The following is a 12,124-nucleotide window of genomic DNA, read 5'->3' as shown; positions in this document are numbered from 1 at the left end:
ATGGCTACTGTTCCGCTTGCATAAAGTTCTAGTTCTCCAGGGTTGCTACTCTCCAGGAAGCCCCCTGTGTAAAGTTCAGGTGGAACTGACAGGCAAGTACCGTAATCTCCTGCATCAGAGTCGAAATAAAGCAATGAAGCTCCATGGATCGAAGTATTCCATTGAATGATGATTTCTACTAGATCATCACCTATTCGATGCTTTAAATTCTTTACAAATTGAAACCGTTCCGACTCAATCCTTTCTTGTCTTTTTTTATCTCCCTCTTCTTAATCTCATCCGAGAATATTAAGTGGGGTTCATTAAAAGAGTCCATCTCTTTCCTCTTAATTCTTAAAAATACAAAGATTTGCCTTGGGAAGAATTTGAAATTGCAATAAATCTCCATAAAGTACTTGACACTGCTCATAGGCAATAGGTAATTGCTTGGTCTATCCGTGTCTCCCTCCTCCCCATCTGTCCCAGAATTTGCCACAATGAACAGCAGAAGAATCTGTATTGATCTAAACCTCATGTCTAACGAACGCTCCAATGAAACCCAAACACCTGATTTAGAAACTCGTGTTTCTGAACTGGAGGCGCAAATAGCTCAATTGAGTGTAATGACATCCTTACCCGAAAAAGTCAATAAACTACAAGAACAAGTTGAATACTTACTCAATGTCGTCACTGATGTAGAGCGCTATGGTAAGTTGGGTGAATGTTTAAGTGCTGGTCAGTGGAAGGAAGCAGACGACATTACTACTGCCTTAATGTTAGAAGCGATGGGCCAAAGCCGTCATGATAAATTAACGCCGGATGATGTGCTGATGTGTCCCTGTAGTATTATTCGCGTGATCGATCGCCTGTGGCTCAAATATAGTAATGGCAAGTTCGGTTTTAGCGTCCAGAAACAATTCTATGTGGAGGAGGGGGGTAGTGATGATATTTCTAAAGTGGATATGAAGATTTTAGAGAAAACAGCAGCTAAGATGGGTTGGTTTAAAGATGGCAAATTTTTGGAGCTAGAGAACCTGGATTTTAGCTTAGATGCGCCTGCGGGGTCTCATCCTTCGGGATGGTGGCGATCGCCCTATGGTGGAAAAATGGCGACCTATTTCTTTGCCCGGATGATTCGGTGTGGTATGTAACAGAACTATAACTGAAGTTCCTCACTATTGTGTTAAGACCTATTGAGAACAGGGGTGAAAAATGCCCCTGTTTTGCTATAAACAAGGTAGGGTATTGACAAGCGTGGAGGAATACTCATGAATCTGAAGTTAATTTTTTTTTCTGGGGTCGTTACAGCTTTGATTGGTATTGTCTTTGGATTGTCGGTGTCGAAAATGTCGCAACGACAATTTCAATGTTGCGATCTCACCCACCGACCCGAATTTATCGATGGATTTAGTACATCACGAGCGCCTCGTACCTATGCCATAATTGGAGCGTCTGCGGGTTTTGTGATCGGTTCTTTGATCGAAACTGTGCGACAAAATAAACCGGCTGAAGTAGATTAATGGGGGAGTGGGGGAATGGGAAGACGCGGAGATTACCATTACCTTATGATCCATTACTTATGTTAGCTAGAGTCTGGAGTGCATCCCTAGTCGGAATCAACGCCATTAAGGTGGGAGTTGAAGTTGATGTATCTGGGGGACTACCGGCGATCGTGGTGGTTGGATTGCCGGATACAGCGGTGCAAGAGTCGCGGGAAAGGGTGAAGGCGACCTTGAGAAATTCGGGATATGCGTTTCCCATGCGAAGAATCGTGATTAACTTGACTCCCGCAGATTTGCGTAAGGAGGGGCCAAGTTTTGATTTGCCCATTGGTATTGGAATTTTGGCGGCTTCGGAACAGGTCAATCCTCAGTTACTCGGAGATTATTTGTTTTTGGGGGAAGTCTCCCTAGATGGGAGTTTGCGCCCGGTGGCTGGAGTGTTACCGATCGCCGCTGCTGCGGAAAAATTAGACATTACAGGATTAGTCGTTCCGGAAGATAATGTGCAAGAAGCTGCCCTCGTCAGTGGATTGAAGGTGTATGGATTTAAGCAACTTTCTGAAGTCGGGGATTTCCTCAGTCAGCCCGATCGCTACGAACCTGTAGTATTTAATGGCGTGAAACGTTGGCAAAATTCATCTGCGAAGCGTTTAGACCTTGAGGATGTTAAGGGACAAGTCCATGGTCGCCGTGCCTTGGAAATTGCGGCGGCGGGCGGTCACAATTTATGCTTTATTGGTCCGCCAGGTAGTGGGAAAACAATGTTAGCACGGCGTTTACCCGGAATTTTGCCACCCTTGAGCTTTGACGAGGCTTTAGAAGTGACTCAAATTCATTCGGTCGCTGGTTTATTGAAGAATAAAGGCTCTTTAGTGTGCGATCGCCCCTTTCGCAGTCCGCACCATTCCGCTTCAGGTGCTTCTTTAGTAGGTGGTGGCAGCTATCCCAGACCCGGTGAAATTTCCCTCGCCCATGAAGGTATACTTTTTCTCGATGAATTGAGCGAGTTTAAACGCAATGTTCTCGAATTCCTGCGCCAACCCCTCGAAGATGGGGAAGTCACCATTTCCCGTGCTCGTCAAACGGTTACGTTTCCCGCCCAGTTTACCCTCGTCGCTTCGACAAATCCCTGTCCCTGTGGCTATTACGGGGATTCCATTCAATCCTGCACCTGCTCCCCACGCCAACGAATTAATTACTGGGCCAAATTATCTGGTCCATTACTCGATCGCATCGATCTACAAGTTACCGTCAACCGTCTCAAACCCGAAGAAATTACCCAACAGAGTACCGGGGAACCTTCAGCCACTGTACTCGAACGGGTTAAAATGGGACGAGATCGCGCTCGATTCAGATTCCAAAACGATCCCAATCTCCATTGCAACGCTCATATGCAAACTTCGCATCTGCGCCAGTGGTGTCAACTCGATCAAACTTGTCAGCAAATATTAGAAGGAGCCATTCGCAAGTTAGGATTATCCGCTCGGGGAACCGATCGCATCCTCAAAGTTGCTCGCACGATCGCCGATTTAGCTGGTCAGGAAACCCTGCAATCTGCCCATATTGCCGAAGCCATCCAATATCGGATGATCGATCGAATGCAATGAATCAATTAAAACTTAAAATTCCTGCTGATTTAAAATTACTTCTGTCATGTGAGTCAGTTGTTCAAACTGAAAATTCTCAATTAAATAGGTTAATGAATCCACCACCCTGGGACAAGCATCACGAATCTCATCAATCAGCTCTAAAGCCTTATCCCCATCTGCTTCCATACAGGATTGATGTAAAGAATAAATCCAATCTATGGATAGGGTTTTAAGTTGCTGGCTTACATCCGAAAGATCCTGTGATGGCTCAGTGGTTACTCTATCCAAGTCTTTAGGTTCTTCGTAAATATAGCGTACTCCCAAATATTTCTCGATCTTCTCAAAGATCTCCGTTTCTTGAAACGGTTTACTGACGAATTCATCACACCCAGCTTCAAATATAGCTGCTCTTTCATGTTCCAGAACACTAGCTGTTAGAGCAATAATCGTTACTGGAGGAGGGGGTTGAGGTAGAAGGGTTAATTTTTGTTTCTCCAGATGACGAATACACCGAGTTGCTTCATAACCATCCATTTCTGGCATCTGAATATCCATCCAGATTAAGTGAGGATTCCATTGTTCCCAGAGGGCGATCGCTTCTTGCCCATTATAAGCTTCTGCCACTTCAAATCCTACTGAGACCAAAAGTTCATTTAAAACCAAGCGATTTTCCAGTTTATCTTCTACAATGGCAATTCTATATTTCGCTTGATTAGGTTGCAGTGCAATCACTCGTTTTCTCTGAACCTCAGTTTCTAGTTTTCCTAAGTCTAGACATTCGACCTGAATATCAAAACTAAAAATAGATCCTTTTTCTATCACACTTTCAACCCTAAGTTCTCCACCCATTAGTTCAACAAATTTTTGTGAAATTGGCAGCCCCAAACCAGTTCCTTCACCAGATTTTCGCCCTGTTTCTGTTTGTACAAAAGCTTCAAACAACCGGCTCATTTCTTCCGGAGCAATTCCAGGACCTGTATCTTCTACTTCAAAGCTGATTTTGCCAATGGGTATTGCTGGATATTTCAGCCATGAGACTCGTAAAATTACCTGGCCTTTTTCTGTGAATTTGATAGCATTACCTAATAAATTAATCAAGATTTGACGCAATTTCACTTCATCTGTTTTAATCCATCTGGGGATTTCTGAATCGCATTCAATTAAAAAGTCAATTTTTTTGGTATTAGCTTTGACTTTTAACATGACTTCTAAAGTTTCAATTAACTTATATAAATCAAAGCTTTTTATCGTTAATGTGATGCGTCCAGATTCAATTTTTGACAAATCCAAAACATCATTAATGAGAGCCAGTAAATGTTCGCCGCTTTGCAGAATAATGTTGAGCTTTTTTTGATGATCTTGATTCAAACTTAGGTCGCGGTTCATTAATTGTGTGAAGCCTAATATTGCATTGAGTGGAGTTCGTAATTCATGACTCATACTCGCTAAAAATTTAGATTTTGACTGATTGGCATCTTCCGCTTTTTTTTGTTCCTGTTTTATGGTTTTGATTTGCGTTTTAATTTGTAAAGACATATTCAAAAATCTCTGAGTAAGAAACCCAATTTCATCATCACCCTGGGGTAAACTGTGAGTATTTAGAAAATTACCTACTGCAATTTCTTCCATCCCCTGTGCCAGATTTCGTAATCGAATTACTAACTGTTGTGAACTCCGAATTTTTAAAAATGTGAAGAGACTAAGCACCAGCAAAGCGCTTGTGAAAATGATTAACATTTGATATAAAGATTGGTGTCGTTGTTCTCGTAGGTCTTCCGCAGCTTGATTTAACAAAGTATCAATTTCTTGATCAATTTTGATCAGTTCTGGAGCAATGAGCTGGTATTGCAATGTACTTTCAGCTATGAGCAATTCTAGTTCTAGAATATTAGCCGTTAATTGAGATACAAGAACTCGGTAGTGATTAAGTTCATTTTCTAAACCAATCTTGAGCTGTGGTGATAAGTTGAGTGTCTCCACATCCTGACTTAATTGTTTTGCTCTTTTAAGTAATCCATCCGCAATCCTCATGTCCAAAGAATTACTAAATTCTTTTTCATCAAGCTGCATATGAATAAATTCAACTATTAATGAATCTTGATTTGTTTTCTCTAAGTAATTTTCAATTTCTCTTTTAGCCTCTGTTGTCTCTAATAAAACCCCTTCTTGTCCAACTAAACCCATATGAGTTTGGGCTTTTAAAATATTATTGACTGAAATTCTATATCGATCTAGGATTCGCGTTGTATTGCTTAACAGTATCAAGATTTCTCGATCATTTTGACACTGTTCCTTTAAATTTTCAGATAACTCTAAAATATATTTTATGCGTTCTTCAAAGCTTTCAAAAAAAATCAACTTTCGTGACGAAGTCAACTGAGATTCATCCAGCCGTGCTAAAGTCAGTTCTAGCTGAATAGCTTTAACGTTCTTTTTCAAACTCCAAAATCTTTCTTGCTCTTGTAAAATGAAATTGGTTTTTGAACGATCGCGGAAATCCAAAATGGCCCAAGTCACGATCAGAAACAAGGCAACACCGGCCACTAAAGAGAATTGAGGTAAAATAGTGTTTTTTCGTTTCCTCATTCGCGATCGCGTGAAATACGCCTAATATTTCGTGTATAAAGACACGCCTTACTATCCCTTAAGCTCCTTTAGAATACTTAGACGGAGTGCTACAGTAGATCAAAGTTTATAGCTCTTCAGGTGCTTTTGGTGCAATTTCTGGCCAATTCTTCGACACTTTCTTAAAGTTACCCACTGTATCCTGAAAAAATTTGGTCTTCACCTCTTCATTGAGGAAAACATACAGTCTATTTTCATGCAATGACCAGACTTTTGGATCTCCATCAAATTTCTTGGCAAGAACTACACCAAAGGTGCAATAACCCCCATTAGCTGGTGCAAATTGATCAGGGTTAGCTGCAAATCGCTCTCGATGTTCTGCACTGCTAAAATACCACGTCGCTCCATTCCAATCAAGACTAAATTCGGCTTTCCCTTGTACTGGCTTACCTTCCGTAAAATAAGTGACTGGATCATAGCCTTTCAATGCACGTCCCTGTTCGTCTAAATTTAAGCTAAAATCTTCTTGGCGATCGCTTGGGGATTCAGTGACGCTAATTGTCTGATTCTCGGTCTGATGCTGGTTAGAATTAGAAGTACAACCTACGAAGACCAAGACAGGTAAACTGAGAGTCGCCATCAGTAAATACTTAGGGAACATAAAAAATACTCTTCTTTACACAGCACAGGTAAAAAGTAGTTTCTTACCCTTACTATTCCATTTTAGCCACTCCAGATAGAGCGATGTCGTATTAAAATCACCATCATCAGTGATTGTGGATTGCATGAACCCCTGATCATCATGTCTATCGAACTACTCAAAGGTCTGACTATTTTAATCTTCTGTCCATTGCTCGGCGGTACGCCCCTGATCCAATGGCTTACCCTAGCGTTAACGGGCAAAGACTTAGCCCGACTGGGTACAGGAAATATTTCCGTTTCGGCTGCCTTTTATCATGGGGGTAAACTGGCAGGGATTGGTGCCGTTTTATCGGAAGCAGGAAAAGGGATCGGTGCAGTTCTCTTGGCGCGATCGCTCTTTCCCCAAACTCCCGTTTGGGAAATCATCGCCCTGATCGCCCTCGTTTTGGGACGCTACTTCATCAGTCAAGCCGCAGGAACCACCAATGCTACCTGGGGATTAGTAGTGCATAATTGGCAAATTTCCCTCCTCGTGGGACTGATCGCTCTGATAGGTCTCACAGTTGTCCGGGAGCGCAAATCTCGTCAATATGGCATCTTAATCCTGTTTCCCCTGCTTCAGATTCTCATGCATCCGAGTGACAAAGGATTGGCGATCGCCACCATATCCCTCAACACCAGCCTCGCGCTCATCTACCAACACATCCCCGACGACCTCGAACTTCCCTCTAATTCCTCCACTCGAAACCCAAATATGCCCTCACTCTTTCCTGGAAATAAGGGAATTCTCTCCCTCGATCGCCCCCTCAAAGCTCAAGAAGTGGGTGCAAAAGCGGCTAATCTCGCTTACCTGAAAAAACTCGGTTATCCCGTTCCTCCGGGTTGGATTTTACTCCCTGGAGATGACCCCCAACCGGTAATTAGCCTCCTGAACCCCTCTCCTCAGAACCCTCTGATTGTTCGCTCCTCAGCCTTCGGAGAAGATACGCTACACTCCTCTGGAGCCGGTCAATATACCAGTATTCCCCAGATTACTAACGCCCAAGGCTTACACCAAGCCATCCTCACTTGTATGCGATCGGCCGATAATCCCCAGGCGATCGCCTATCGTCAAAGCCGACAACTCCCCGATACCCAAGTCGCCGTTTTAATTCAACAACAAATCGCCGGAGTCTTTTCCGGTGTTGCCTTTAGCCGTGACCCCATTGCCCGCAGTGGTGAAGATGTCATCATTGAAGCGCTTCCCGGAGATCCGAGCCGTGTCGTTTCCGGTCAAGTTACGCCAGAATCCTATCGCGTCCTAGTGATAGAAACGGATGGAGAACCGACTACCCAAATTTTAGAAGGGGATGGAGATATTCCTCCCGCCTTAATTCACCAAGTGGCTCAAATAACCCGTCAAATTGAAGGCAACTATCACGGAATCCCCCAAGATATTGAATGGACGCATGATGGTCAGCAACTGTGGATTTTACAAACTCGCCCCATTACTACCCTGAGTCCAATTTGGACGAGAAAAATCGCTGCCGAAGTCATTCCCGGATTTATTCATCCCCTGACCTGGTCAATTAATCAACCCCTGACTTGTGGCGTTTGGCGCGATATTTTTGTCCTGGTTTTAGGCAAAAAAATTGCTAATTTAGACTTAAATCAATTAGCTACGCTACACCATTCCGTCGCTTATTTTAATGCTTCTCTATTAGGAGAAATTTTTCGCCAGATGGGACTACCGCCCGAAAGTTTAGAGTTTCTCACCAGAGGAGCAAAGTTTACGCGCCCCCCCCTATCGTCTACCGTCAAACAAATTCCCGGATTATGGCGACTTCTGCAACGGGAATGGTCTTTAGAAGAGGATTTTGAGCGAGATAACCGCAAGTGGTTTTCCCCTACATTAGAGCAATTGAAAAACCAAGTTCCTCAAACCCCTTCAGAGTGCTTAGACCGTGTAGATTTAATTTTAGAAACCCTAAAGCGTGCCACCTATTACAGTATTTTAGCCCCCTTGAGTTTTGCCTTGAGGCAGGCGGTATTTCAGGTTTCTGAACAGGATTTAGATTATCAAGAAATGCCAGAAGTTGCTGCTCTGGAAGCATTGCAAGAGTTGGCCACCTGTGCCCATCATTTACTGCCCCATTTGGAGACAGAGACCCCAGAAACCTTATTTGGTTGTTTGTCTGAATTGCCCGATGGTCAGAGTATTATCGATCAGCTCTGCCAATTTATGGAGGATTATGGATATCTGAGTGAGGTGGCAACGGATATTTCCGTTCCTCGATGGCGGGATAATCCGAGGATGGTGCGCGATATGTTTTTACAACAGTTACATCAGATGAAAGGCGATCGCCCCAAAACCCTACCGAAACGCCTTAAAATTCAAATGGTACAAGTGCGCTTAAATCTCAAGGGTCAAGTTACTCAAGTCTACAGCCAATTGTTAGCTCAGTTGCGTTGGAGTTTCTTAGCCCTAGAAAACTTCTGGATCGAATCCGGTATTTTACAGACTCAAGAAGATATCTTTTTCCTCACCTTACCCGAAGTGCAAGCCGTGTTATCTGACTCTACCGATACATTTTTATCGACGGACCGCATACCAGAAATTATTGCGACTCGCAGAGCCACATTTGCCCAAAATAAATTGGTGAAATCTATTCCTTACGTTGCCTACGGTAATCAACCTATCAAAAGAATTACTACCTCTACTCAGTCTAGATTAAAGGAAGGGCAAACGTTATCAGGCATTGGCGCAAGTCCAGGACAGGCGGAAGGTCGGGTAAAAATTATGCGTCAGTTGCAAAATATGGAAGCTGTAGATACCGATACAATTTTAGTTGTTCCTTATACGGATTCGGGTTGGTCTTTGGTATTGGCAAAAGCAGGCGGATTGATTTCCGAAGTTGGGGGAAGGCTATCCCATGGGGCGATCGTGGCGCGAGAGTACGGAATTCCAGCAGTGATGGATATTCCCAATATTATGGAACGCTTGCATGATGGGCAATGGGTACGCATTGATGGGGAAACCGGAATGGTGGAAGTAATGAATAATGAATAATTAATGTAGCGATCGCTCTCCAGATTTAGCTTGGGACTTTAATGGTAGACACGGTGGTAGTTGCTCTGCATATTTTTCGCCCCTACACATGGTTCTGGTTAAGCTAAGATCGGAGCGATCGCCTATAGCCTGTTGATTATGGCTCCAGTCTCCACCAAGCGAGGAAACCCTCAAACACTATGCAATTTATCAGCCCCAAAACCGATTTCGCCTTTAAGCGCATCTTTGGCTCCCAAGAAAGTAACGATATCCTCATCAGCTTCTTAAACGCTCTCATTTATGCCGGTGAGCCAAAAATCAAAGACCTAGAAATTATCGATCCCTATAATCAAGGTGAGAGTAGTGGTCTAAAAGATAGCTATCTCGATGTCAAAGCCGTCCTAGGCAACGGCACAATTGTCCTGATTGAAATGCAAGTGCTAAATGTACCTGCTTTCAAAAAGCGAGTGTTGTATAACTGGGCAAAAACCTATAGCAATCAACTCAGCAGAGGAAAACCCTATGTGGGATTGCAACCCGTCATTGCTCTAACCATAGCTGACTTGCCCCTATTTCCGGAGGTAAAACCGATTATTACCCATTTTGGTTTAAAGGAGAAAAACCTACCCTCATTGGAGTATCCTGACGAACAAATTGAACTGATCTTTGTGGAGTTGCGAAAATTCAATAAATCCTTGGAAGAATTGGAAACTCTAACGGAAAAATGGATTTACTTTATGAAGGAAGCACCCAATTTAGAGATGATTCCCAGTTCTCTAGAAGAAGTACCAGAAATCGGCAAAGCCTTGGAAATAGCCAATCGAGCCAATTTGAGTGCCAAGGAACTCGAAGAGTTAGAGCGAAAGGAGAGGTGGCTCCTTGACCAGGAAGGTTATGTGGTGCAAGCAAGGATAGAAGGGCTAGAACAAGGGCTAGAACAAGGGCTAGAACAAGGGCTAGAACAAGGTCGTGAGGAAGGTCGGGTTGAAGCAGCATTAGGATTAATTTTGCGTCAACTTCAGCGACGGTTTGGAGAGGTTCCTGAAGCGACTCTAGCCCAAATGCAACGGTTGTCTCTGGATGATTTAGATGAGCTGGGGATTATAATCCTCGATTGGACGAGTTTACAGGATTTCGACCGTTGGTTGAGGGAGGGGGGGTGAAGGGAGTCGGGAGGCTCAGATGAAGAAACGGCGATCGCCAGTTGGGAGAGTTCGGCGATCGCCATATACGGTTCAGTAGTTCATCTGCGATCAAGCAGGACGAATACTGATTCCTCCAGATCCCCCATCTCCGCCAAAGCCAAAGCCACTATCTACTGCATAACCCTTATTAATAGCCCATCGAAAAATTAGAACTACAGCTACCGCTATAATGAGAATTATGATTACTTGTGGGTTCGCCATTGCAAAGTTATAAGCTAAAGTAGCCAGTGGAATGATCACTTTTTCGACAAGAAAAAGGAACAGTTTTGTTGCGAAGGCTATCAACTCTGGGTTGATTACAGGGAAAGAATTTATCATGATTCACTTCCTTACACAAATGGGTGAACAAACTCAATCTAGCACGGTGAATTGGTAGTAGCTACCACAAATGTGGTGATTTGATCGCACAAAAGCCAGAGGCAGTTTTTTGAGGTACTTCCTCTGGCCCGATCGATGCGCTATTGGACTAAATTGGCATTCAATCGAGCTAGATTCGTCACAAGATTACCAGGAAAAAGATTGGGGCGTGGAGGAGTTTTTAATCCACACCACTGAGCAGCATCAACCGAGAAGTTAACACAATCTGGCCCCGTACCAACGGAGTAAGTTAAGCCTTCATATTTGGTCAACAGTTGGGCAATAACTTGTGCTAGTTTCGCGTCAGCGATCGCAAACTTGACTGAATCCTTGATGTGAGGACTCCTATCAGTGCGATCGACATAGCCAGCACCACGGGGAGCTTTCGGAACTTTTGGCTTAAATCCATACCATTCTGCTTTGCCGTTGTACTCAAACAAGCAAGCAGAATGAGGAAAACCGGTTTCACTAATAACGGTCAAGTATCCCATTAACATATCCTAAAACTAACACTATCAATCTATCGTTGCAGACTGCTATCCGACTACCACGTCTGTGGTTAACTTAAGTCAGATGGATAGCATAATAATTTTTCGACAAATACTTAGCACTAACTGCACTCAGATGTCGAAACTGCTCAATTGTCCATGCTTTCAGGGAATTATTGGTGTCTAAAATAGCTACTTCTTTGCTATGCGAGTTGTAGCCGACAACATTGACATAGTGGAGTTTAAATGTGCTGAACTGCACGAGAACAAGAGACGGGTGTTTCCCTAGATTTCCCCGGATAGCAGGCCAGAATGAATCCCACTTGACGCAACTACATTCGTTAACACTCGAACTAGTGTGGCTGTTGATATAATTGGCGAGTTTGCTGGGAGTCGGGCCGATTATCCTCTTGTCAGAGACTCTTAATGATGTAGGACAATTCTCGATAAAAGATTGTAATCCTTTGGCGGAGGTATGTTGACCATTGAGACAGAGAGCGCGATAAGCAGAATTTGGCCCGCAAGACCAATTTTCGTGTTGCGAATTTTCGTGTTGCGCAGGAAGTTGCTGCGCTTTGCGAATTAGAGCTGGAGATAGAGATTGCCATCCTGACTCATTCTTGAGAGTTTGAGAATCGATATCTCGCATAGCATTATCGTCTTCAGTTTTATTCTTGTTGAAAATCATGTATTTCCTCAGTTGATTTTGACTTATTGACTAGGCTTAGTAGACATAGGCGATTGTTGAGTGTAGATGCTAACTCGAACA

General features: G+C 43.4%; 10 protein-coding genes. 5 read left to right on the top strand and 5 right to left on the bottom strand.

Annotated features, from left to right (window positions below; genetic code table 11):
- Positions 1-512: 512 nt before the first annotated feature.
- From J7529_RS02350 to J7529_RS02340, 3 genes are all read left to right on the top strand, one after another.
- The gene (locus J7529_RS02350) at positions 513-1,130 is read left to right on the top strand and encodes a GUN4 domain-containing protein (RefSeq protein WP_271943062.1); all 618 of its coding nucleotides are present in this window, start codon (positions 513-515) and stop codon (positions 1,128-1,130) included.
- Positions 1,131-1,247: 117 nt separating this feature from the next.
- The gene (locus tag J7529_RS02345; protein WP_318727661.1) at positions 1,248-1,499 is read left to right on the top strand and encodes a hypothetical protein; all 252 of its coding nucleotides are present in this window, start codon (positions 1,248-1,250) and stop codon (positions 1,497-1,499) included.
- A 59-nt stretch (positions 1,500-1,558) separates the two neighbouring features.
- Positions 1,559-3,088, top strand: coding sequence for a YifB family Mg chelatase-like AAA ATPase (locus J7529_RS02340; protein ID WP_318727660.1), 1,530 nt, complete (start codon positions 1,559-1,561; stop codon positions 3,086-3,088).
- A 12-nt stretch (positions 3,089-3,100) separates the two neighbouring features.
- Here J7529_RS02340 and J7529_RS02335 read toward each other — a convergent pair whose 3' ends face one another.
- Both J7529_RS02335 and J7529_RS02330 read right to left on the bottom strand, forming a co-directional pair.
- Positions 3,101-5,656 carry an ATP-binding protein gene (locus tag J7529_RS02335; protein ID WP_318727659.1) on the bottom strand — a complete coding sequence of 852 codons (2,556 nt, stop codon included), beginning with the start codon at positions 5,654-5,656 and terminating at the stop codon, positions 3,101-3,103.
- Between the two features lie 106 nt (positions 5,657-5,762).
- Positions 5,763-6,296 carry a YHS domain-containing (seleno)protein gene (locus tag J7529_RS02330; protein WP_271943075.1) on the bottom strand — a complete coding sequence of 178 codons (534 nt, stop codon included), beginning with the start codon at positions 6,294-6,296 and terminating at the stop codon, positions 5,763-5,765.
- Positions 6,297-6,437: 141 nt separating this feature from the next.
- Here J7529_RS02330 and J7529_RS02325 point away from each other — a divergent pair, with 141 nt between their 5' ends.
- Together J7529_RS02325 and J7529_RS02320 are read left to right on the top strand one after the other, a co-directional pair.
- On the top strand, positions 6,438-9,326 hold the full coding sequence (locus J7529_RS02325; protein WP_318727658.1) for a glycerol-3-phosphate acyltransferase: 2,889 nt from the start codon (positions 6,438-6,440) through the stop codon (positions 9,324-9,326).
- A 179-nt stretch (positions 9,327-9,505) separates the two neighbouring features.
- A complete protein-coding gene (locus J7529_RS02320) occupies positions 9,506-10,468 on the top strand; it encodes an Rpn family recombination-promoting nuclease/putative transposase (RefSeq protein WP_318727657.1) in 963 nt (320 codons plus the stop codon).
- A gap of 90 nt (positions 10,469-10,558) precedes the next feature.
- Here the strand turns inward: J7529_RS02320 and J7529_RS02315 are convergent, their stop codons facing one another.
- The 3 genes from J7529_RS02315 to J7529_RS02305 all read right to left on the bottom strand — a co-directional run bounded on the left by J7529_RS02315 (position 10,559) and on the right by J7529_RS02305 (position 12,043).
- Complete coding sequence (locus J7529_RS02315) at positions 10,559-10,828, bottom strand: hypothetical protein (protein WP_318727656.1); 270 nt, start codon at positions 10,826-10,828, stop codon at positions 10,559-10,561.
- Between the two features lie 140 nt (positions 10,829-10,968).
- Positions 10,969-11,358, bottom strand: a complete 390-nt coding sequence (locus J7529_RS02310; RefSeq protein ID WP_318727655.1) for a hypothetical protein — start codon at positions 11,356-11,358, stop codon at positions 10,969-10,971.
- Positions 11,359-11,431: 73 nt separating this feature from the next.
- Positions 11,432-12,043 (bottom strand): hypothetical protein, encoded by a 612-nt coding sequence (locus J7529_RS02305; RefSeq protein ID WP_318727654.1) that lies wholly within the window; start codon positions 12,041-12,043, stop codon positions 11,432-11,434.
- Between the last annotated feature and the right edge of the window lie 81 nt (positions 12,044-12,124).

The sequence above is a fragment of the Roseofilum sp. Guam genome, assembly GCF_017746735.1.
GTDB lineage: Bacteria > Cyanobacteriota > Cyanobacteriia > Cyanobacteriales > Desertifilaceae > Roseofilum > Roseofilum reptotaenium.
Note: the sequence above shows the minus strand (reverse complement) of the source record. Positions and strands in the feature narration are given on the sequence as shown.